Raw genomic sequence first — 21,698 nt, 5'->3', positions numbered from 1 at the left:
GCCGATGAGACGGACCTGATCTTCTCTCACGCCGAGGTCCTCAGGCCAGAACTCCACTTCGTCCTCAAGTGTGCGTTTGGCGTCCACATTCTCTACCCCATGCTGTTTGCCCATTTTCTCGAGGGTCTCATCTGTGAGCTCGACTCTGGATCTAACATTCGCTATAAGGGGGCCATGCACACCGTCTGGGGCTTCCACTTTAACGTTGTCTATGAACTTATTAGCGGTCGGCTTCTCCTGCGTTTTCTCAGCACCCCCTGCGGAACAGCCGGTCAAAGCTAAAGCGCCAACGAAAAGTACCGCGGTCACTGCACGGAAAGACTTGATGAACTTCATGATCTCCTGCTTCACTCGATGGCCAAGGCCGGAGGTTGCAGAACTGCATACCTCAGCGTCTGCAACCTGAAACGGCCCTAGAGGGAAGGCTTATAGCCTCGTAGATGCCTTGATGTTTGTGTTTACTTATCCGTGTTTGTTGGACGGGTTTCAGCGGTAAGGGTTTTCCCCGCGGCTTCGTACATCATCGGTTTAATCTCTACGCCCTTCATTGCCTCGGCATAGTTATCACTGGTCCACGTCACCGTGTTCCCGTCAACCTTCCCGCTAACGTTCGCTTTCTCGATCGGCTCCGGCAGGGTCACGTTAACCTCATACGTGAGGTTATCTTCTTCAATGGGTGCCAGAGTCGCTGGAAGAATCTCCAGCAGGTATGTTCCCTTATCGGTATGGGAAGCCTTGATCCTCAACATTTTGTAGAGTTTGTCCATCGAGAGTCGGTCCACTTCAGTGACGGCCACGTTGCGAGACTCTGAAGTGGACCGGACCTGGTCCTCACTTAAATCGAGGACCTTAATCAGGTTTTCATCATCACCTTCAATTGTGCGTTTAGCGTCCACATTCTCTATCCCATGCTCCTTACCCATTTTCTCGAGGGTCTCGTCCGTGGCCTCAAGCTTGGTTCTAACGTTCGCGACAAGGGGTTTCTTCGCACCGTCTGGAGCTTCCACGTCAACGTGGTATATGAACTTATTAGCCGTCGGCTTCTCCTGCGTTTTCTCAGCCCCCTCCGTAGAGCAGCCGGTCAACGCTAAAGAACCAGCGAAAACTACCGCAGTCACTGCACTCAAAGACTTAGTGAACTTCATGATCTCCTGCTTCACTCGATAGCCAAGGCCGGAGGTTGCAGAGCTACATATCTCAACGTCTGCAACCTGAAACGGCCATAAGGGGAAGGCTTATAGCCTCGTTGATGCCTCCATGTTCACAGAAGGCACATTGCAGCAGATCCCCCGGCAGGATGACGTCGAATCGAGTGGAAGTCCCCCTACTGGCGTATGCCTGCACCCAACACACAGATGCTCAATTGGCTCGCTCATACTCAAGAGGACACGACTCACCGGAACTGGCTCAGCAGAAGGTCGGCATGCAGCCCATGGTTTCAACGAGCGCTCTAACAATCGGCTTATCGGCCGGGATCCATTCGACCGCTTCTTCCGTGTTCTGATCCAGGCTCAGCCACCGCAACTCGAGATGATCCGCCCCTTCAGGTTGCGTGCCCGTTCTGACCTCGGCAGGCTTCAGCACGCCCCCATCGGCGTCTAACAGGACCCCGGTCCAGACGCGCATCGCCATCCCGTTATCCAACGGCCAGCCCGCATGTCCCGCGGGTGGGACGACCTCCTGGCCAGCCCTGAACACGTAGCCGAGCTCTTCGGAAATCTCACGCTCAAGCGCCTCCAGCGGTCCCTCCCCCTCCTGAACCTTCCCGCCCGGGAACTCCCACAGTCCCCGCAATGATTCCGGATATGCCCGTTGCGCTGCCAGCACCCACCGAGCGTCCACGAGGTCATCCACAATCGCGAGCCCCACCACCTGGCCAGCGCTACCTACGGCACCGTTCTGTGCGCTCACTGCACTCCCTCTTTTCGGCTTGTCATGTTCACCGCGATCATTCTCGGCACCCTGTCATCGAGCTTTCAGCTGCGTTGAGCACGTGCCGATGCGTAGAGGCACAAGGCCGCCGCCGTCGAAACATTCAAGGATTCCGCCTGCCCATACAGAGGAATTGAGACGGTAGCGAAGGACGCCGCCCGTTCCGCTTCCGAGATCCCCTGGCCTTCATTACCGAACAGCCACGCGGTCGCCGTCGTCAGGGACGGCCGCTTCATCGAGCCCTTGACGGTCACGCCGTGCCGGCGGGCGGCCGCATCGTCTTCAAGCACCGTCAAATCGTGATCCCCGCCGCCGTCAGCCGCCAGCAAAACGATCCCGCAGCGGGTCAGGTGCTCGGTCAGCTCATCAAGCTCAATACCCGTGACAACCGGAACATGGAACAACGAACCTACCGTGGACCGGACCACTTTAGGCGAGAAAACATCCACGCTGCCCTTCAGCGCAACCACCGCGTCCGCACCCGCGGCGTCAGCCGCACGGATGATGGTGCCAGCATTACCGGGGTCCTGGACCCGCCCCAGCACCGCGACCAGGCTCGTCTTCGGCGTCAGCGCTTGTTTCAAGCTCACGTGCGTGATGCGGCAACGGGCAACCACGCCCTGCGGGGACTGCGTGTCCGCGATCGCGGCCAGGACGCGCTCAGTCACAACGTTGACCCGTGCATCGGCGACCTGGGCGAGCTCAGGTTCACGTTCCATCCGCTGCTCAGTAACGAATACCTCGCGCACAAGGCCCCGCTGGGTTCGATGTTGGGCAATCGCTTCCCGTACAGCCTGCGGCCCCTCAACCAGGAACTCCCCCGACTTCTTCCGGCCCGCGGCCTTCCCTAGGTGCGCCGCCGCCCGGACTCGGTCTGCACGCGGATTATCCATGATCTCCATACACTCATCCTCCCATCTTGTGACAACCCGGCCGCACCGCACGCATTAAAGCACTGGGGTTCCGACCCGTACGAGTCGGAACCCCCAGCATCACGCCGCAGTGTCACATTCGCGGTGTCACAACGATGGCTATAGCGGCGTCACAGCTTCAGTTATGCGCGCGGTGCGTTGACATCGGCTGGCAGAGCCTTCTTAGCGGTCTCCACCAGAACCGAGAATGCGTGAGCGTCAGACACAGCCAGCTCGGCGAGCATACGGCGGTCAACCTCGATGCCAGCGAGCTTGAGGCCCTGCATGAAACGGTTGTAGGTCATGCCGTTAGCGCGAGCCGCAGCGTTGATGCGCTGGATCCAGAGGCGACGGAAGTCACCCTTACGCTTACGACGGTCGTTGTAGTTGTATACGAACGAGTGGAGCAGCTGCTCCTTAGCCTTACGGTAGAGCCGCGAACGCTGACCGCGGTAACCAGATGCGCGTTCCAGAACGACGCGACGCTTCTTCTGGGCGTTAACTGCCCGCTTCACACGTGCCACGTGTGTCTCCTAACATGTGGGGTCCAGCCACACCATCACGATGCGGCTAGAAAAGTTTCGAAGGTCTCAAATAGGTGTGCGCTCTAGCGCACGTACACGCCAGCGTGGGTTTAGAGGCCCAGCATGCGGCGGATGGTGCGCTGATCAGCCTTAGCCACAACCACATCGCCCTTCAGGCGACGAGTCAAACGCGAGGACTTGTGCTCGAGGTAGTGGCGGCGGTTTGCGCGCTGACGGCGGATCTTGCCAGAACCGGTGAGCTTGAAACGCTTCTTAGCCCCAGAGTGGGTCTTGAACTTCGGCATGAGAGCCTTCTCCTTGTACGTCTTCCCGCATGACCCCTGGGTCATCGGGTGCAGCTACCCGCACACACTGTGCCGCGGGCGCCCGCTGGGCTCCTCCCCACTCGCCGTTGATTCTCCAACGGAAGGGATCCCCGGATGATGCTCATCCTCAAGTGGAACGGAGGAGGAAAACTATCTATATGGATGGACTTACCTGGCGTGTGTGCCGGTATCAGCCCTCTTTGGCTTGGTCTTTGGAGGCCTGCGCCATGCGGCGCATCGCTTCAGGAGCCGATGCCGCAACCGTCTGGCCGGAAGCGTCCTGTGGAGCGGACGTATCCAAACGCTGCTGACGGCGCTGGCGGCGAGGAGCTTTCTCCTGCTGAGCCTTACGGCTTTCAGCCTTGCTCTTGAGCGGGCCAACGACCATAACCATGTTTCGACCATCCTGGCGCGGCTGCGACTCAATCACACCCACATCGGCCACATCCTCAGCGAACTGCTGAAGCAACTTCACACCGAACTCAGGACGCTGCTGTTCACGGCCGCGGAACTGAATCATCGCCTTGACCTTGTCACCCGAAGACAAGAAACGATGCGCGTTACGCACCTTCGTCTCATAGTCGTGAGTGTCAATCTTCAGACGGAAGCGAACCTCCTTGAGGGACGCGTTCGTCTGCTTCTTGCGAGCTTCACGAGCCTTGACCGCGGCTTCATACTTGTACTTGCCGAAGTCCATCAGCTTGCACACAGGTGGACGAGCGTTCGGCGCAACCTCAACCAAGTCGAGATCTGCTTCAACCGCCAGGCGCAGGGCGTCCTCAATACGGACGATCCCCACCTGTTCACCGTTAGGCCCGACCAACCGCACCTCTGGGACGCGGATTCGATCGTTGATGCGTGGGTCGCTGATGTTAGTGCTCCTTCATGCGATGGTGTGGTCGACGTTCACGGGAGGCATACGAAAAAGCCCCCGGGTTCAACACGGGGGCTCAGATACCAGCAAGCAACACCCACCACGCAATCGAAACTGCGTAGCATCCAGCGTGCTACTTGCTAGACCTGACCCGGCCGCCCTGAGGCGATCGCGGGTGGGAAACCTCCGCTTTGAATTCCTGCTCTCAAGCCAAACACGCACACCGAGCAGATTCTTACTTGGCGCGCGCATCCGCACTGTCAATGATTCAAGCCATCAATGATTCTCGCTATCGTTGCAGCAGTTGGCTTCTGTAGCACCTGGCTTTTATAGCAACTAGGCTTCAGCGATGAACGCCACATTTACGGCATAAACCATCAACAAGCAGGACGGTCTGTGAAAAGCTTAGCATTATGAGCGATCAGAATTCGAATCAGCACGTACACAGCTTCTCGGACTCCGAGTATGCAGACGCCCAGCAGCAACTGCGTGACATCGCAGAAGTTCCCGCAGTCGAGGTCATCACAACCACCGCGGTCCACCTCATGTCTGCCGCCGCCGTCAAGGTCGGGCTCGCCGACGGCCCTGACGCCGAAGATCTCAAAGACCTCGACGAAGCCCGCAAACTCATCACGGCACTCGCAGGCCTTGTGACAGCGGGCGCCCCAGAGATCGGCTCGCAGCATGCCGCCCCGATCCGTGACGGCCTGCGCTCCCTCCAGCTCGCATTCCGCGAAGCCTCCATGATCCCAGACAAGCCAGGCCAAGGCCCCGGCGAGAAATGGACCGGCCCCGTCAGCTAACACACAGCGCAACGGCGTACGTAACCAACGATGTGGGGTGAGCTTCCCAACGGAAGTTCACCCCACATCAGCGTTTAAGAAGGTTCCGAGTCGGCGAGGCGTTGCTGGTTCAGCGTTGCTGGCTAGATGTTGCTGGTTCAGGATGAAGCCATCCGGCGACGGCGACGACGAATCTGGCGCAGCACCATCGCAACAACACCGGTAGCAACCGCGACGCCAGCCAACGCACAGATCGCAACAGTGGGGCCGCCCACATCCAACATGACGCCCACCAACGGCGTGCCAGCCGCCGTGCCGGCAGTCATCGCCGAACCATATAAGCCCATCGCCTGGCCGCGGTTACGCTCCGGCACAGCCTCCGTCAACCGCTCCGAGGCCGCCGTCATCAACGGTGCAATAAAGAAACCAGACGCGAAAAGCGCGATCGAAATCAACGCCAACGTCAACGAAAACGCGACCGGAACCAGCGTGAGACCCAAAACGATGATGATCGCGAACGGGTCGAACTTTCGAGACAACGCCCCATACACAAACCCGCCAACGAGTGAACCGAAGCACCACACGCCATACATGACCCACAGCGTGTCACCGCCGCCACCCAGGGTCTCGTTGAAGCCCACCAACGCGACCTCAGTACCTGCAAGCGCCATGCCCGCACCCAACGCCATGACCATCATCGCAGCCGCCGAAATACTCAGCCACGGCATAAAACGACGCCGAGGCTGAGGCTGCGGCAACGGAACCACCGGGATCGCACCCGTGATCGCAGGAACCGACGAAGCATCAGTCGGACGCGAAGGAGCCGCCAAATCATCGACCGCCTCCCGCGGAGCAGACGGCAACTGCGAAGAACGCGTCGGCGGGTTCGTGACCATCAAAATCACGCCAGCGAACACCACCAGAGCACCCACCAAAAGCAGCGAAGCCGTCGTCGAAATCGCCGTAGCAAGAACACTGATACCGCCCGGCGCGATCACAAACACCAACTCAGTGGTCATCGAATCCAGAGCGAACGCCGTAGTGCGATCAGGCCCGCGAACCACAACCCCCATCGACTGCCGCACCACCGTGAAAACCGGCAACGAAAACAGACCCGCTAAAAACATGAGCACCAGCAACACCTGGAAACCCACAAAAGGCGCGGCACCGAACGCGCCCGCTTCGACCACGATCGACGGCAAAACCGCGCGACGAACACCCTTGATGTCCACGATCCGGCCACGCCACGGCGAACCGATCGCTACACCAATCGTGAGCATCGCCGTGACCAGACCAGCCGAGGCGAAATCCATCTGCAGGCCGTTACGGACATGCAACGTCAACAGGATCGCGGCCGCCGAATGCGGCAAACGACCAAAAACACCAACCAACAAAAGAGTTGGCACATGCGGGCGCCTCAGAACCCGTGCATAACGCTGGAAAACACCACTCGGCTCCCCAACACCCGCTTGGGTCATGCGTTATCCCCCTTGCGCGACCCTAATGGTCAACGAATCAGCTTTCTCCTGCACCTCTTGAGTACCCTCAACAGCAGTGCGAACCTCAGAAACTATACGCGAGACATCCTGATCTGTAACCGTGTTATTCACCACTACAGTCACCGCCAACTCAGGGCCGTGACCGCCGCCACGCATCACAGTCCCATCACCGGCCCGTGACGCGATCCCATCCGCCGGACCCAAAATCAGCGCACCCACACCATCGACATGAGAAACCGCCTCCTGCAACGGTGCTGCAAGCGAATCATCACGATAGCTCGGCAACCACACCCGCTGCTGAGCCAAAGCCCACACCGCCGGGCGCCGCACCACGAACGTGACATTCGCGCCAGGATCCAAAACCAACAACTGCGCACCCTCATCCGCCGCAGACAACGCGGCACGCGGAGCATACACCGCAACCGGACGGGCCTCCGGATGCCAATCAGTCAAGCGATCCACCGAAGAAAACACAGGCAAAGCCGTCCGGCCATCAGGAGCAGCGATCATGACCAACGCCATATCCGCTTCCTTCTCCACCAAATGACCATGCTCTCCGATCTCCGTGTGGCCAGTCTGAGCCACAATCGGGACAAAGACGCGCGCATCAGCCAAAGCCTCAACCACATCGTCCTCCGGGCCATAACCGGCTTTCAAAGCATCAAGGGCTTCCTGCAACGCCTCATTCGGCAAGCCGTCATCGCCGTCAAACTGGTGCAGAGGATTGCCCTCACCCGATAGGTCCCGGCCCTCCCAGGACTGGCCCGCGGTGTCCGATGCGCCACCAGCGCCCGCAAGCAAAGCCTGCTGGATGTGCGCCGGCAACGCCTTCGAACCCGGCGCTGGGTTAGCGGCGGCCGGGTTGGGCTCGGTGGGGTTTTCAGCCGTGGCGGGCTTGTTGTGGGCAGGGTTGTTCTGGGCTGGGTTATGTTCGGCGGAGTTATTGGCCATGTTTGCCTCTCAGCTCGGTTTATTTCTCGCCTCTACGTACTTCTCGTTTCTGTTCACTTCTCGCCGCGTGCGACGGCGAGCGCGTCTTCGAGGGTGAACGCGCCGTTATAGAGTGCGCGGCCAATGATCGCGCCTTCTACGCCTTTACCAACCATCGCGCGTAGGGCGCGTAGGTCATCGAGGGTGGACATGCCGCCGGATGCGATCAGCGGCTTGTCAGTGTGTTTCGCGATGTCGGCGAGCAGTTCGGTATTGGGGCCGGTCATGGTTCCATCACGGGTCACATCAGTGACGACGTAGCGGGCGCAGCCGGCATCATCGAGGCGAGCGAGCACATCCCACAGGTCCCCGCCGTCTTTGGTCCAGCCGTGGCCAGAGAGCGTGGTGCCACGCACGTCGAGGCCTACCGCGATCGCCTCACCTACCCGTTCGATGGCTTTGGCGGTCCATTCCGGATTCTCTAGTGCCGCGGTGCCGATGTTGACCCGTGCTGCACCCCATTCGAGTGCGCGATCCAGTGACGCATCGTCTCGAATACCGCCGGAAAGCTCAACCTTGAGATCCAGCTCGGTCGCGATGCGTTTGAGCACTGGACGGTTATCCCCACGCGAGAAAGCGGCATCCAAGTCAACCACGTGGATCCATTCCGCACCGGCCTCTTGCCAGCGCAAAGCCGCATCGAACGGGTCGCCGTGATCTGTTTCGGTGCCGGCTTCCCCTTGGGTCAGGCGCACCGCCTGCCCGTTGACGATGTCCACCGCAGGGAACAAAACAAGATCCCGGCGCTCGGTTAGTGGGTGCTCGGTTGGCGTGTGCCCAGTTGGCGTGTGCCCAGTTAGCGTGTGCTCGGTTGCTTTGTGATCAGTCATGGGGTTTTCTCGGGTCTCTCTCAACAGCTCAAGAAGTGAAATCTAGGAAGAAACGAAGCGATGATCTCGGAAGAAAGGTTCAAACCGTGGTGGCAGGTGGCGGGAACTCAGCGACCACATGGATCGCTTGGCCCTCCCTCACGGCGTCCTCGTTGCCTTTATCGTCTGTGTCCGGGCCTTTCTGCGCAACGGCCCACGCCGCAATCAAAAACATGAGAGCCAGCGCGCCACACACGATGACCCACACCCGCTTAACACCCTGTTGAGCGAGCGAATACGTGCCGCCAACCAGCAACCCGCCCAGGATCATCAACACAATCGGTGAGGGCATCAGAGCGTCTCCATCCAATTCTTAATCAACTGGGCGCCGGGCTCGCCAGATTTTTCCGGGTGGAACTGAACCGAACTCAACGGTCCGTTCTCAACTGCCGCGATGAACGGGCCACCGTGATCCGACCACGTGACCATCGGCGGTTTCATGAGCGGCTGGACGACGTCGAAATCCCAGCTCTGTACAGCGTAGGAGTGGACAAAGTAGAAACGTTCGTCTTCGATGCCGCGGAACAGCTGCGTGTCTTGCGGCGGAGTCACGCTGTTCCAACCCATGTGCGGAACCACATCGGCTGTGAGCCGCTCAACCACGCCAGGCCATTCGTCCAGGCCCGCCGTCCTGGTGCCGCCCTCCGTGCTTTCAGTGAACAGCACTTGGTGGCCCACGCAGATCCCCAGAACGGGTTTCCCACCCGCGATCCTGTAGCCGAGGTGACGAAGCAGCGAGCCCTTCTTGAGTGCCGCTATGACGCTGGCGAACGCACCGACACCGGGCAGCACCACGCCATCGGCGGTACGCAACTGATCGCTGTCCGCAGTCAACGAGACATCAGCGCCCACGTGTTCGAAGGCGCGCAGAACCGAGTGAACGTTACCCGCGCCGTGATCGACAACCGCGATATGCGGCCGGCGGCCCTGGGTCATAGCGCTCCCTTGGTGGACGGGATCGTGTTCCCCATCCGCTCGTCTGGTTCGATGGCTTCACGCAACGCGCGTGCAAGAGCCTTGAACTGGCATTCCACGATGTGATGAGGGTCGCGGCCACGCAGAACGTCGATGTGCAGGCAGATGCCTGCGTGGTAGGCGAAGGATTCGAAGACGTGGCGGGTCATCGAACCGGTGAAGTGCCCGCCGATGAGGTGGTACTGCTGGCCCTCAGGTTCGCCTTCATGGATCACATAAGGGCGGCCGGAGAGATCCACGATGCAGCGCGCAAGGGCCTCATCCAGTGGGATGGTTGCCTGCCCAAAGCGGGTGATGCCGCGCTTGTCACCGAGCGCTGTTTTGAACACTTCGCCGAGCGTGATCGCGGTGTCTTCGACAGTGTGGTGGACGTCGATGTCTGTGTCCCCATGCGCTGCGATAGTGATGTCCATGAGCGAGTGGCGCGCCAGCGAGGTCAACATGTGATCGTAGAACGGAACTGTTGTGGAGATGTCCGCTTGACCGGTTCCATCGAGTTTGATGGTGACTTTAACGGTGGATTCGGAGGTGATCCGTTCCATGGTGGCTTCACGGGTACCGATCAGCTGGGCGCTCATGGTGCTCGCTTTCTTCATGTGATGCGCAGACGCGCGTCTACGCATCTGCGTGGGGATTGTTCTGCCCTCATTCTATGAGGGTGCTGTTGCGGCGTCCTGGTGAGCCGGCCGCTTGCCGCGTGTTAGGCGCGTTCCATGTGATTGGCGCATCAGGGTCAGGAACGTTGTGGTTTCCTCTTCGGTTCCTGCGGTGACACGTAGCTTGCCGGGTAGCCCGTTGTTGCGGATGATGACTCCGCCTTCCAGGAGGTATTCGAAGACTGCGTTGGGGTCTTCGAAGTCGCCGAAGGTGACGAAGTTTGAGTCAGAAACTGTTGGTGTGAGCCCCATGCCTCTGAGCTCGGTCACGATGCGGTCGCGTTGCTCTTTGATCGCCTCGACGTTGGCTAGCAACGCGTCGGTGTGTTTGAGGGCTGCGAGTGCGGTGGCTTGGGTTACGGCGGAGAGGTGGTACGGAAGGCGTACGAGACGTAGGGCGTCTGATATTTCTGGTGCGGCCGCTAGGTAACCGAGCCGTGCGCCGGCGAGCCCGAACGCTTTGGACATGGTTCGGGAGACGATCAACCGTTGCCTGCCGTCAAGCAAGGTGAGGGCGGTCGAGTCTGGGTCGTGCGCGAATTCGGCGTAGGCCTCGTCAACGACGACGATGGTCTGGAACTCTTCGCCGGCCTCATAGACGGCGCGCACGACGTCGAGTTCGAGCCCGGTCCCGGTCGGGTTATTGGGCGAGCACAGGAACACGATGTTCGGTTTGTGTGTGCGGACTTGTTCTGCCGCGGATTCCGCGCTGAGACTGTAGTCCTCTGCGCGGTGGCCGGGAATGTATGTGGTGTCTGTTCCAGACGCCAACAGCGGGTACATCGAATAGGTGGGCGGGAAGCTCAACAGGGTTCGGCCTGGACCGCCGAAGGCTTGCAGGATCTGTTGCAGTACTTCGTTGGAGCCGTTAGCAGCCCACACGTTTTCTGGGGTGAGCCCGCGGCCGAGGTATTCGGCGAGTGCGGTGCGTAGCGCCGTGAATTCCCGATCTGGGTAGCGGTTGAGGCTGTGTGCGGCCTCGCGTACGGATGCGGCGATCTCATCGATCACGTCTTGCGGCAGCGGGTGAGTGTTTTCGTTGACGTTCAGCTGTACCGGAACGTCGATCTGTGGGGCGCCGTACGGGGAGAGCCCACGGAGATTATCCCTAAGTGGAAGTTGGTTGAGCCGTTGCATAGCATCCTGAGACATGGTTCAAGTCTAGGGATCGGCTAAGTGGCGTCTCGAATTAGGGTCGCCCTATTGCGCACCCACTCACGCTGTGGCCGGGTTAGTAGCTGACCGGGACAACGAGCTTCTGCCCCGGAACGAGCGCTCCATCAAAAGAGTTGTGCTTTTGGATCAGAGCCACCGTGTCGCGGACATCGCGTTCAGGTGCATAGTGCTCAGCTAGCTCCCACAAGGTATCTCCATGCGCAACGGTGACCTCAACCAAGCGATCCCCCTGCGCGGTCACCGGCTCACCCGTGGTTGCCTGAGCAGGCTGAAGCAAGGCCGAGAGCATCAAAAACACGCCAACGACCAAAGCCATAGTCGGCAGGCCGAAGAACACAAACCGCCCCCGTGAAGTCAAACGGATACGTTGACGTGATGCGTGCTCGCCATGAGCAGTGTTGAGAGTGCGCTCATCTGAATTGACGGTGCGTTCAGCAGTATTCGACATGACAACGGTGTCCACCATGACCATTCCTTCCGACATCGAACAGAACATACATTCGAACATCTCTTCGATACATTTCTAGCACACATCTTCGAATCGACTCAACGGTCTTCGTACATATCTTTGAATATGCGGCGAATCCATATAGGCTGTAACTACCGATGTGGACTGTCATTACAGTCAAGAACAACCCCCTGACACTTTGATGGGCATGGGTAGCGAACCAGGGATGGGAAACGAAGGATGGGAAACGAATGAGCACCGATACACCGTCGATGGACACCCAGCCCGCACGCCCTTCGAAACCGCTGACTTCGCGGCAACGCTCTGTGCTGAAGTGCATCGAGTCTTTCTTAGAGAATCAGGGGTATCCGCCCACGATGCGTGAGATCGGTGACGCAGTCGGGTTGAAATCGCTGTCTTCGGTGACACACCAACTGCAGCAGCTCAACAAGCTCGGTTGGATTCGCCGCGACCCCAAACTCCCCCGCGCGCTCGAGGTTCTCTATCCGTCCACCCTGGACGTGACCCAGAAGGACTCCACCACAGCTAGTGCGGCCGCACTCGGAGCAGCGACAGGCGCCGGCCTAGCGGAGGTCACACCAATGCCCGGTGCAGCCAAACTCCCAAACACCACAGACTCCGCCAGCACCGCACAATCCTCCAACATCACAGACTCGGCTAACATCACGCAGTTCAAGGCTCGCGGCGGTGAGGACTCGGCTGAGATCCCACTCGTCGGCCGTATCGCGGCAGGTGGACCGATCCTTGCTGAACAACACGTTGAAGACGTCGTGACCCTGCCACGTCAGCTTGTAGGGCACGGCGAACTGTTCATGCTCAAAGTCTCTGGAGACTCGATGATCGACGCCGCGATCTGCGATGGTGACTGGGTTGTGGTCCGTCGCCAAAACACCGCACAGAACGGCGAGATCGTCGCAGCACTGCTGGATGACGAAGCCACCGTGAAGACCTTCCGGCAACGCGACGGACACACGTGGTTACTGCCTCAGAACTCCCAATACGAACCCATCCTGGGCGACCACGCACAGATCATGGGACGCGTCGTATCCGTGTTGCGCTCCCTCTAAGCGCAGAGCCGCTCAGGCAACCCCTCTAAGCGCAGGGCCCGTATCGCCGCGCCATCTTCGTTACTGCCGCGTTACTTATTGGCTTCGCGCAGGCGTCCCAAAGCGCCGAGAACTGTATTCCGGTCAGTTGTGGTCCACAACGGTGGTAGCGCGCTGCGAAGATATGCACCATAGCGGCGGGTAGCCATCCGAGAATCCAGAATCGCGGCCACTCCCCTGTCCTCTGTGGAACGGATCAGACGGCCCACACCCTGCGCCAAACGGATCGCCGCGTGATGCGCCGAAACAGACATGAACCCATTCCCGCCGTGCTCATTCACGTCACGGGTCCTCGCGGTCATCAAAGGATCATCCGGGCGCGGGAACGGAATCCGATCAATCACCACCAAACGGCAATGCCGCCCCGGTACATCCACGCCCTGCCACAGCGTCATCGTCCCAAACAGACAGGTCTGCTCATCAGCTGAGAACTCCCGCACCAGCTCCGTCATTGACGCCTCGCCCTGCACCAAAATCGGCACATCCAGACGTTCACGGCACGCAGCGGCGGCGTCCTCAGCGGCTCGGCGTGAAGAAAACAGCGCCAACGCCGCACCGCCAGAGGCCTTGATCAAGTCCCCAAGCTCATCGATAGCTGCTTCAGAGACCCCGCGGCTTGGAGGCGGGAGATGCTGAGCCACATACAGCACGCCCTGCTTCTCGTATTCGAACGGCGAACCAACATCAACCGAATCCCACTTAGGAGCCTCCGGCCCCATCAACCCTAAACCGCCAGCAACCGGCTCGAAGGCTTCATCCACAGCAAGCGTGGCCGAGGTCAAAACCACGGTCCGGTCCGCGAACAAGCCATCCCGCATCTGCATCGCAACAGACAACGGGGCAACCATCAAAGACGCCGGTTCAGAATCATCCGGAACCACATAGCCGCGCCCCGGCTCGAAGCTGCCGGGCCGGGCCGCCCACACAACCTCGTCGCCCTGACCAGCGTTCAACAAACGTTCAGCCAGCTCAACAACCTGAGCCACCGCGGAACGCGCGGACTGCCAGGCGCCATCCGGAGCCGCATCGCCAGCCTCGCGTTTGGAATCCGCCATCACGACCTTCGCTGATTCGAAAACCTGCATCACAGCGGCACGTTGAGCCTCGGTCAAACCGCGCGGCTGAAGACCTGTCGGGATGTTCGTGACAGACTTCTCAAAAGCCTTAGCGGCATCAGATAACGCCTTCGACGCAACCTTGAGGTGCTTCTTAGCTCCCTGTGCCGCGTGCGTGATCGCGGTGTGGGTGAGCGGGCGCGTGTACGTGTTCGTGACCCGGTCCTGCAACTCGTGGGCCTCATCCACAATCACAACATCGAAATCCGGTAAAACCGGTAGCTGCTCAAACGCAGAAAAAGCGAGCATCGCGTGGTTAGTGACCACCACATCGGACTCAGCGGCCAACGCGCGGGCACGCTCCGTGAAACATTCCTCCGCCATAGGACAATGCTGGGTACCCAGACATTCAAGCGAGGACACCGAAGCCTGCCGCCACGCCCTATCCGAAACCGAAGGGATCAGCTCATCCCGGTCCCCCGTCTCGCTCTCTTCAGCCCACTTCCGGATGCGCATAATCTCCTGACCCAAAGGCGAAGTCGGGCCGTCCTCGGCCGCATTCGGGTCTGCCAGGGACGCATCGAAAAGCGAGCCCGCGTCCTCATCCTCCGGATACCCGCCAGAGAGCTTATATTTGCAGGCATAGTTGTTCCGCCCCTTGAGCAGGGTGACATCCACCGGCCGCGGAAGTTCATCTTCCAGAGCCTTCAGAAGCCGCGGAACATCGCGCCCCACAACCTGGGACTGCAACGCCAACGTTGCGGTGGCAACCACTACAGGTTTATCCGCCTCGATCGCGTGCCGGATCGCAGGAATCAAGTACGCCATCGACTTACCCGTGCCGGTCCCGGCCTGCACCAGCAGGTGCGTACCCGTGGACAGAGCGTGCGCAACCGCATGCGCCATCTCATGCTGACCATCGCGGCGCTGCCCACCCATCTTGTCCACCGCCGTGGTCAGCAGACGCTCAACCTCTTCAACGGCGGGCTCACCCGACTCAGTTGAAGCCTCCGATGCGACATCCGTTTCAGATGCAGCGGTGCTTTCTCGCTCGGACCCAGCCGAAACGTCCTGGCTCATTCGTTCGCCTCTTCGGACGCCTCGGCCTGGGCTTCATCGGCCGTGTGGGCTTGCGCATCGTTAGTCCGCGCGTACGGTGCAAGCGCATCAGCGAGATCGGGGCGGACTAGCGCGTGGATCCGTGTCCCGTCTTCGACGTGTTCAAGCTCGAGCAGCTCGGCGTCCTGACCGTGCAGGCGCGCCACCAGGTCGCCTTCGGTGTATGGGATCAAGGCGCGCACTTCGGTGTGCGGGCGCGGGATAGTGCGCGAGATCTTTTCTTTGAGCTCGTCGATGCCTTGGCCCGTGCGGGCAGAGACCACAACGTGGTCAGGATGGTTGCGGCGCAACTGAGCCAGCGTATGCGCGTCAGCGAGGTCCGCCTTGTTCAGCACGATGAGCTCAGGGCAGTCCGCCTCAATGTCCGCGAGCACCTCGTGCACCGCTTGGATCTGCGACATCGGGTCCGGGTGGGAGGCATCGACCACGTGAAGCAGCACGTCGGCATCAGCGGCTTCTTCCAAGGTTGAACGGAACGCCTCCACAAGGTGGGTTGGCAGGTTGCGCACGAAACCGACCGTGTCTGTGAGGGTGTAGCCGATGCCGTCAGGGGTCTGCGCTGAACGCACAGTCGGGTCCAGGGTAGCGAACAGAGCGTTCTCCACCAGGACCCCGGCGTCAGTCAGCCGGTTGAGTAGCGAGGACTTGCCGGCGTTGGTGTACCCGACGATGGCCACAGACGGCACCGAGTGACGCTTGCGGTTGGCGCGCTTGGCTTCGCGTGCCGGCTTCATCGCTTTGATTTCGCGGCGTAGCTTGGCCATGCGGTTGCGAATGCGGCGGCGATCCAGCTCGATCTTCGTTTCACCCGGGCCACGCGAACCAATCCCGGCACCACCGGCGACCTGGCCGCCGGCCTGCCGCGACATCGATTCACCCCAGCCGCGAAGCCGCGGCAAGAGGTATTCGAGCTGAGCCAACTCGACTTGGGCTTTACCTTCGCGGGACTTAGCGTGCTGAGCGAAAATATCCAGGATCAGAGCGGTACGGTCGATGACCTTGACCTTGATGACGTCTTCGAGGCCACGGCGTTGAGAGGGCGCGAGCTCACTGTCCACGATCACGGTGTCCGCACCGACCGCCGTCACAATGTCACGCAACTCGGTGGCCTTACCCGAACCAAAATACGTTCCCGGGTCTGGCTTCACGCGGCGCTGGATCACGCCGTCTAGGACCTCCGAGCCGGCGGTCTCAGCGAGCGCAGCGAGCTCACGGAGCGAGTTTTCGGCTTGTTCCGCGGTGCCGTCTGACCACAGACCGGCCAACACGACGCGTTCGAGACGAAGCTGACGGTATTCGACCTCGGAGATGTCTTCAAGTTCTGTCGAGAGGCCCTGGACGCGGCGGGTAGCGCGGCGTTCCTCAAGGTCTTGCTGCAGACCATCGAAACGCGAATGTTCAGCCTGGCCTGTATCGAGTGCTTGAGCCTGACCGAACTGCAAGAAAGAGCCACGTTGGCGAGGGCCACCCGGCTCCCCTGCTTTATCCTCCGCGTGTTCATCCGCCGCGTGGTTCCCTGCGCCTTCCACAGTGTGGAGCGCTTCAGTCCCTGCCGGTGCAGCGTTGCTTTTCTCGGCATCGCGACGCCCCGCAAGAATCTCACGTTCACGGTCAGCGGCGAGGATCCGCTGGATCGTCGCTTGGATCTCGCGTTCATGCTCCAGTGTGCTCTTGTGTGGAGTTCCCTCGCGTGAAGGTTGATACTGTGAAGGCCGCTGCTGTGAAGGCGGGTGGGGGTCGGTGTTGCGGTGCTCGGTCATGGTCTCCTGACATTGCGTGGTCCCGCGGCCTGCGGGCTCCCCACCATTCTAAGCTGTAGCGGGCTCAGCTAGACCGTAGCGCCGGTGTCGTCGCGACCCTGCCGTAGCGCCCGTACCATAGAGACTGTGCCATAGAGACCGTGCCGCAGCGACCCATCTGCGGCCCTGTGCCTCGGTTAGGCTTGTGTTCCATGGCCGAGCATTACTTCACAGCGGAACCGGTGACTCCCGAGGCACGCAAGCGCATCACGGTTTCGCTGGCTGACCGCGAGCTTGACGTTCATACCGCTTCGGGCATTTTCAGCCCCGCCGGTGTGGATAAGGGAACCCAGATTTTGCTGGATGAAGCTCCTAGCCCGCGGGCCCACGGAACGATGCTCGACATCGGGTGCGGTTGGGGACCCATCTTGCTCACGCTCGCGCTGACTTCTCCACAGGCGGAGGTGTGGGGTGTCGATGTCAACGAACGCGCGATGGATCTGGCCCGTCTCAACGCGGCCGATGCCGGCGCTCGCAACGTCACGGTGTGCACACCGGAGGCGGTGCCGGCCGATGTAAGTTTCGACCTCATCTGGTCCAACCCACCGATCCGCGTGGGTAAGCAGGTCCTCCACGAGATCCTCATGACGTGGCTTCCGCGCCTCAACCCGGGCGGCGAGGCGTATCTTGTGGTCCAGAAAAACCTCGGCTCAGATTCCCTACAGAAATGGCTCGCCGAAAACCTGCCGGGAGAGTGGAGCGTTGAACGCTACGCGAGAAAGAAAGAGTTCCGGATTCTGCGCGTGGCCCGCCCGGCTTGAACCGCGAGCTCGGCTTTATGAGGCTAACGCAGCTGATTGGGGCTAGCGCAGCTGGATCTTCGCGATGACGCGCGCAGGCCCCGTTGCCTGCGCTGTTCCGGAAGCGTTCGATGCGGACCCCGGCTCAAGCCGGACCCCCACGAGCGCTGATGGCTGGTTCACCGCCCAGCCTTCCGCGATGTCCCTACCGGAGCCTGCCCAGTACTGGAACGCAACCGATCCCGCGACCGCGGCAGCCACACTCGAACCGTATTCGCGCGAAAGCCGCCTCCCTGCCATACTGATGCTGGCAGTGTCGCCGCTGTTGCCTGCTAACGCATCGTGCGCATGATAGAAACGCATCGACACCGCAGCGATACCGCGATCGACCAGCGGATCATGCGGAACCACAAAGTTCGTCGACGAACGCTCAAGCACCTCGGAATCCAACTGCGGGCCGCGCCCATCCAAACGTAGCCGGTCAAGCTCGGACACATCCGCGAGCGCAACCACCGAAACCGGAGCGCCAACGGTCATCGTGAGGCACGGACGGGCCACCGGTACACCCTCAGCCTGGACCGTGCCGTCACTGGCTTCTGCTTGGGCCTGCTGCGGGAATGCGAACGACCACCGCACCCCAGCGACCTTATAGTTACCCCGCGAACGCGAGACCACGTATTCCTCACCCGAACCGAATTCGAGCCGCGTGCCCGCGCCCAACTGACCAGCCTCATCGAGGTAGGCGGCCACCGCTAGTGCCGCATCGGGCTCTAGCTCAGGAACCGGGGCCCCTGATGCCCCCGTCAGAACGCAGTGCCATGCGCCAGTATTAGCTCCTACGCTGTCCCCTTGTTGAGACACCGTGATCACGCCTGCCGCACCGAGCCCAGCGGAGCCGTCGCACAGCCACTGGGCTTCGGCTTCGCTCACGGTCGCTGCCGTGCTGATCAGAAACGGGACAGCGCCCGCGGTGACGCGGGCAAAACTCGCACCGGCAAGGCTCACCGGGACGTCATTCGAGAGCGGATCGACCATGACCCCAGCCTACCGAGAGTCGTCCCGCGTCCGCGGGAACCTAGAGAGCCTCCGGGATGGCTTCGGCAACGAATGCCCGGGCGATCTCGCGCGCGCCGGCGCCGGCATCGTAATGCTTGACACGCGGATCAGCACGGAACCATGTTCTCTGCCGCTTGGCGAACTGCCGCGTGGCGATGTGGGTGCTCTCGATCGCTTCGTCCTGGCTCATCTGACCATCGAGCACGGCGAGCGCTTGTTTATACCCAATAGCCGCCGATGCGGTCCGGCCTTCCCGCAGGCCGTGCGTGATGAGCTCGCGGACCTCATCCAGCAAGCCTGCTTGATACATCCGGTGGACCCGCTGCAAGAGGGCCTCGTTGAGGACAGCCGGGTCAAGGTCAAGCCCCACCTGGACGGCGGGCTGGTGATAGATGCGTTGCGGCATGAACGAGGTGAATGTGCGGCCGCTGATGCGGTGGACCTCAAGCGCGCGGATCATGCGGCGCACGTCAGTGATTTTCTCAGCACTCGCAGGATCGACTGCACGCAGAACCTCACGGACCTCCTCGACGCTACGCGCACCAGCCCACGCCTCGATTTCGGCGCGGACCTCCGGATCGGTGGGCGGGAACTCGATCTCATCTAAAACCGCGCGCACATATAGCCCAGAACCACCTACCAGCACAGCGGTCCTCCCGCGCGCCTGGATCTCAGCGATCGCATCGCGGGCTTGCTGTTGGAACACCGCAACCGAGGCCTCCTCGGTCACATCCATGATGTCGAGCAGATGGTGTTCGATCCCCTGCCGCTGCGCCACAGGAAGCTTGGCTGTACCGATGTCCATGCCGCGATAGAACTGCAGCGCATCCGTGTTGACCACTTCTCCATCGAGCATGTGGCACAGATCAAGGGCGAGCTCGGATTTACCGGTGCCGGTCGGGCCGACCACCGCGATCACAGGGTTCGGGTTCACTGTAGTGCGGTTGTCTACGCTTGCGGGCGCAGGCTCGGCATGCCGAGCGAAACACCCTTGCCGCTCGCGCTACCGCCTGGCGAGCACGAATCTGCTTGTGCGCGCTCCCACGCGTCCCCGGAGCGGGTACGGCGAACACTGTACTGCTCCAGGGTTGGGTCAGCGAGCAAGTGGAAGGATCCAGCGTGAGTGATCGGCACGGTCACGGCATCGCCTGGGCGAGGGGTTTGACCGCCTTCCGGAACAGAGAAGTGCACGAGCCGCTGGTCTTGGGCGCGTCCCGCAAGCCGGCCCGTCTCTTCGGCTTTGCGGCCCTTTTCGTCAGCGACGATCAGCTCAACCGTGGTGCCGAGCAGCTTCTGATTTTCTTCGGCAGAAATACGGTCCTGGAGTGCAACGAGGCGCTCGAAACGTTCCTGCACCACGTCTTTAGGGACCTGGTTTTCGTATTCGGCCGCCGGGGTTCCCGGCCGCGGCGAATACTGGAACGTGAACGCCTGATGGAAACGGGACTGCTCAACAACCCGCATGGTCTCTTCGAAGTCCTCGTCGGTTTCACCCGGGAAACCGACGATGATGTCGGTGGTGATCGCCGCGTGCGGCATACGCTCGCGCACCTTCTCCAGGATCCCGAGGAACTTCTTGGAACGATACGAGCGCCGCATATCCTTCAGGACCTTGTCCGAACCGGACTGCAACGGCATGTGAAGCTGCGGCATGACGTTCGGGGTTTCAGCCATCGCCTCAATCACATCGTCAGTGAACATCGCAGGGTGTGGCGAGGTGAAACGGACCCTTTCGAGGCCTTCGATCTCACCGCATGCCCGCAACAGTTTGGAGAACGCCTGGCGGTCACCGAATTCAACGCCGTAAGAGTTCACGTTCTGACCCAGCAGGGTCACCTCGATCGCGCCGTCATCAACCAGCGCCTGGACTTCGGCGAGGATCTCCCCCGGGCGGCGGTCCTTCTCTTTACCGCGCAAGGACGGCACGATGCAGAACGTGCACGTGTTGTTACATCCCACCGAGATCGAAACCCAGCCCGCGGAATGCGACTCCCGCTTAGCCGGTAGAGTGGATGGGAAAACCTCGAGCGCTTCAAGGATCTCAACCTGGGCTTCTTTGTTATGGCGCGCCCGCTCGAGCAGCACCGGCAAGGAGCCGACGTTGTGGGTTCCGAACACCACATCGACCCACGGGGCACGCTTGACGATGGTGTCACGGTCCTTCTGTGCAAGACACCCGCCCACAGCGATCTGCAGATCAGGGTTCTCATCTTTCGCGGCCTTGAGCATACCGAGGTGGCCATAGAGCTTATTATCCGCGTTTTCACGTACCGCGCACGTGTTAAACACAACGACGTCGGCATCACCCTCATCTGTGCCGGGCTCAACCGGAACCATGCCTGCGGTTTCAAGCAGGCCCGCGATCCGTTCGGAATCGTGGACGTTCATCTGGCACCCGAACGTGTTGACCTGGTAGGTGCGCGCCGTGTGTTGCGCACCGTCAGTGTGGTGTTCGGTTGCTGAGTTTGAAGCAGTCATTGGGGTTGAAGTCACCCGTCTAGTCTAACGAGCGGGGCACGTAACATGGTGAGTCGGTAACCGTGGGCTGTTTCGGTACCTGTGGCTGTTGAAAAGGAGGAACGTCTGTGCAGGCTGTGAGTGCGGAAGCGTTGGCTGGTTGTTTTGTGAATGCGACGCGCCGGGGATGCTGGCCGTTCCGGTAACTCGGTTGCGACCCTGATCCACGAGGACTTCCATTGTAACGAGTACGCGCGGCGGCTACCGACCCCGATGGTGGGCGCACTCGACCCTGAACTGTTCAGGCCCCAGCGAGTTGAGGCCCTACAGCAACGGTGCATTGGTTTCATGCGCCGAATCATCGGCTAACACCCTGGTGCAGA

General features: G+C 60.7%; 24 protein-coding genes. 4 read left to right on the top strand and 20 right to left on the bottom strand.

What is annotated here, in order from left to right; genetic code table 11:
• The 7 genes from HMPREF3175_RS10265 to infC form a co-directional block, all read right to left on the bottom strand.
• Nucleotides 1-336: hypothetical protein (locus HMPREF3175_RS10265; protein WP_176745122.1), on the bottom strand; the 336-nt coding region annotated here is incomplete at its 3' end.
• A gap of 122 nt (nt 337-458) precedes the next feature.
• The gene (locus HMPREF3175_RS03890; RefSeq protein WP_141742457.1) at nt 459-1,145 is read right to left on the bottom strand and encodes a hypothetical protein; all 687 of its coding nucleotides are present in this window, start codon (nt 1,143-1,145) and stop codon (nt 459-461) included.
• Nucleotides 1,146-1,407: 262 nt separating this feature from the next.
• Nucleotides 1,408-1,911: an NUDIX domain-containing protein gene (locus HMPREF3175_RS03885; protein ID WP_070490735.1), complete on the bottom strand. Its 504-nt coding sequence runs from the start codon at nt 1,909-1,911 to the stop codon at nt 1,408-1,410.
• 65 nt (nt 1,912-1,976) lie between these two features.
• Entirely contained in the window at nt 1,977-2,834 is an 858-nt protein-coding gene (locus tag HMPREF3175_RS03880; protein ID WP_070490734.1) for a TrmH family RNA methyltransferase, read from the bottom strand.
• Nucleotides 2,835-2,986: 152 nt separating this feature from the next.
• The gene (gene rplT, locus HMPREF3175_RS03875; protein WP_035757005.1) at nt 2,987-3,367 is read right to left on the bottom strand and encodes a 50S ribosomal protein L20; all 381 of its coding nucleotides are present in this window, start codon (nt 3,365-3,367) and stop codon (nt 2,987-2,989) included.
• A gap of 110 nt (nt 3,368-3,477) precedes the next feature.
• Nucleotides 3,478-3,672 (bottom strand): 50S ribosomal protein L35, encoded by a 195-nt coding sequence (gene rpmI / locus HMPREF3175_RS03870; RefSeq protein WP_035757002.1) that lies wholly within the window; start codon nt 3,670-3,672, stop codon nt 3,478-3,480.
• A 211-nt stretch (nt 3,673-3,883) separates the two neighbouring features.
• Nucleotides 3,884-4,522, bottom strand: coding sequence for a translation initiation factor IF-3 (infC, locus tag HMPREF3175_RS03865; RefSeq protein ID WP_035756999.1), 639 nt, complete (start codon nt 4,520-4,522; stop codon nt 3,884-3,886).
• Between the two features lie 458 nt (nt 4,523-4,980).
• On the opposite strand from infC, the gene HMPREF3175_RS03860 reads away from it, so the two are divergent.
• Nucleotides 4,981-5,370: a DUF1844 domain-containing protein gene (locus HMPREF3175_RS03860; RefSeq protein WP_035756996.1), complete on the top strand. Its 390-nt coding sequence runs from the start codon at nt 4,981-4,983 to the stop codon at nt 5,368-5,370.
• A 137-nt stretch (nt 5,371-5,507) separates the two neighbouring features.
• Here the strand turns inward: HMPREF3175_RS03860 and HMPREF3175_RS03855 are convergent, their stop codons facing one another.
• The 8 genes from HMPREF3175_RS03855 to HMPREF3175_RS03820 all read right to left on the bottom strand — a co-directional run bounded on the left by HMPREF3175_RS03855 (nt 5,508) and on the right by HMPREF3175_RS03820 (nt 11,980).
• The gene (locus HMPREF3175_RS03855) at nt 5,508-6,755 is read right to left on the bottom strand and encodes an MFS transporter (protein WP_176745121.1); all 1,248 of its coding nucleotides are present in this window, start codon (nt 6,753-6,755) and stop codon (nt 5,508-5,510) included.
• Between the two features lie 75 nt (nt 6,756-6,830).
• Nucleotides 6,831-7,799 carry an SseB family protein gene (locus tag HMPREF3175_RS03850; protein WP_083289381.1) on the bottom strand — a complete coding sequence of 323 codons (969 nt, stop codon included), beginning with the start codon at nt 7,797-7,799 and terminating at the stop codon, nt 6,831-6,833.
• Between the two features lie 53 nt (nt 7,800-7,852).
• The gene (gene priA, locus HMPREF3175_RS03845; RefSeq protein ID WP_083289380.1) at nt 7,853-8,668 is read right to left on the bottom strand and encodes a bifunctional 1-(5-phosphoribosyl)-5-((5-phosphoribosylamino)methylideneamino)imidazole-4-carboxamide isomerase/phosphoribosylanthranilate isomerase PriA; all 816 of its coding nucleotides are present in this window, start codon (nt 8,666-8,668) and stop codon (nt 7,853-7,855) included.
• A 79-nt stretch (nt 8,669-8,747) separates the two neighbouring features.
• Entirely contained in the window at nt 8,748-8,999 is a 252-nt protein-coding gene (locus HMPREF3175_RS03840; RefSeq protein WP_035756994.1) for a hypothetical protein, read from the bottom strand.
• On the bottom strand, nt 8,999-9,643 hold the full coding sequence (hisH, locus tag HMPREF3175_RS03835) for an imidazole glycerol phosphate synthase subunit HisH (RefSeq protein WP_070490733.1): 645 nt from the start codon (nt 9,641-9,643) through the stop codon (nt 8,999-9,001). The genes HMPREF3175_RS03840 and hisH overlap by 1 nt, the downstream gene beginning before the upstream one ends.
• Nucleotides 9,640-10,260 (bottom strand): imidazoleglycerol-phosphate dehydratase HisB, encoded by a 621-nt coding sequence (gene hisB / locus HMPREF3175_RS03830; RefSeq protein ID WP_035756988.1) that lies wholly within the window; start codon nt 10,258-10,260, stop codon nt 9,640-9,642. Before hisB ends, hisH begins: the two co-directional genes overlap by 4 nt.
• Before the next feature lie 72 nt (nt 10,261-10,332).
• The gene (locus HMPREF3175_RS03825) at nt 10,333-11,490 is read right to left on the bottom strand and encodes a histidinol-phosphate transaminase (RefSeq protein ID WP_070490732.1); all 1,158 of its coding nucleotides are present in this window, start codon (nt 11,488-11,490) and stop codon (nt 10,333-10,335) included.
• A 79-nt stretch (nt 11,491-11,569) separates the two neighbouring features.
• Complete coding sequence (locus HMPREF3175_RS03820) at nt 11,570-11,980, bottom strand: LysM peptidoglycan-binding domain-containing protein (RefSeq protein WP_083285544.1); 411 nt, start codon at nt 11,978-11,980, stop codon at nt 11,570-11,572.
• A 233-nt stretch (nt 11,981-12,213) separates the two neighbouring features.
• On the opposite strand from HMPREF3175_RS03820, the gene lexA reads away from it, so the two are divergent.
• Nucleotides 12,214-13,050, top strand: a complete 837-nt coding sequence (gene lexA, locus HMPREF3175_RS03815) for a transcriptional repressor LexA (RefSeq protein WP_070490731.1) — start codon at nt 12,214-12,216, stop codon at nt 13,048-13,050.
• 71 nt (nt 13,051-13,121) lie between these two features.
• Here the strand turns inward: lexA and HMPREF3175_RS03810 are convergent, their stop codons facing one another.
• Complete coding sequence (locus tag HMPREF3175_RS03810; RefSeq protein ID WP_070490730.1) at nt 13,122-15,224, bottom strand: ATP-dependent DNA helicase; 2,103 nt, start codon at nt 15,222-15,224, stop codon at nt 13,122-13,124.
• Complete coding sequence (hflX, locus tag HMPREF3175_RS03805) at nt 15,221-17,023, bottom strand: GTPase HflX (RefSeq protein WP_083289378.1); 1,803 nt, start codon at nt 17,021-17,023, stop codon at nt 15,221-15,223. Before hflX ends, HMPREF3175_RS03810 begins: the two co-directional genes overlap by 4 nt.
• A gap of 191 nt (nt 17,024-17,214) precedes the next feature.
• Between hflX and HMPREF3175_RS03800 the strand changes: the two genes are divergently transcribed.
• Nucleotides 17,215-17,823: a class I SAM-dependent methyltransferase gene (locus HMPREF3175_RS03800; protein ID WP_070490729.1), complete on the top strand. Its 609-nt coding sequence runs from the start codon at nt 17,215-17,217 to the stop codon at nt 17,821-17,823.
• Between the two features lie 42 nt (nt 17,824-17,865).
• Here the strand turns inward: HMPREF3175_RS03800 and HMPREF3175_RS03795 are convergent, their stop codons facing one another.
• The 3 genes from HMPREF3175_RS03795 to miaB are packed head-to-tail and all read right to left on the bottom strand — an operon-like array spanning nt 17,866 to nt 21,336.
• Nucleotides 17,866-18,837 (bottom strand): hypothetical protein, encoded by a 972-nt coding sequence (locus HMPREF3175_RS03795; RefSeq protein ID WP_070490728.1) that lies wholly within the window; start codon nt 18,835-18,837, stop codon nt 17,866-17,868.
• 40 nt (nt 18,838-18,877) lie between these two features.
• Entirely contained in the window at nt 18,878-19,792 is a 915-nt protein-coding gene (gene miaA / locus HMPREF3175_RS03790; RefSeq protein ID WP_070490727.1) for a tRNA (adenosine(37)-N6)-dimethylallyltransferase MiaA, read from the bottom strand.
• A 14-nt stretch (nt 19,793-19,806) separates the two neighbouring features.
• Nucleotides 19,807-21,336, bottom strand: coding sequence for a tRNA (N6-isopentenyl adenosine(37)-C2)-methylthiotransferase MiaB (gene miaB / locus HMPREF3175_RS03785; RefSeq protein ID WP_035756977.1), 1,530 nt, complete (start codon nt 21,334-21,336; stop codon nt 19,807-19,809).
• A 150-nt stretch (nt 21,337-21,486) separates the two neighbouring features.
• Here miaB and HMPREF3175_RS03780 point away from each other — a divergent pair, with 150 nt between their 5' ends.
• On the top strand, nt 21,487-21,684 hold the full coding sequence (locus tag HMPREF3175_RS03780; protein WP_070490726.1) for an FBP domain-containing protein: 198 nt from the start codon (nt 21,487-21,489) through the stop codon (nt 21,682-21,684).
• Nucleotides 21,685-21,698 lie beyond the last annotated feature (14 nt).

This window comes from Arthrobacter sp. HMSC08H08 (assembly GCF_001807575.1).
GTDB lineage: Bacteria > Actinomycetota > Actinomycetes > Actinomycetales > Micrococcaceae > Pseudoglutamicibacter > Pseudoglutamicibacter albus.
Note: the sequence above shows the minus strand (reverse complement) of the source record. Positions and strands in the feature narration are given on the sequence as shown.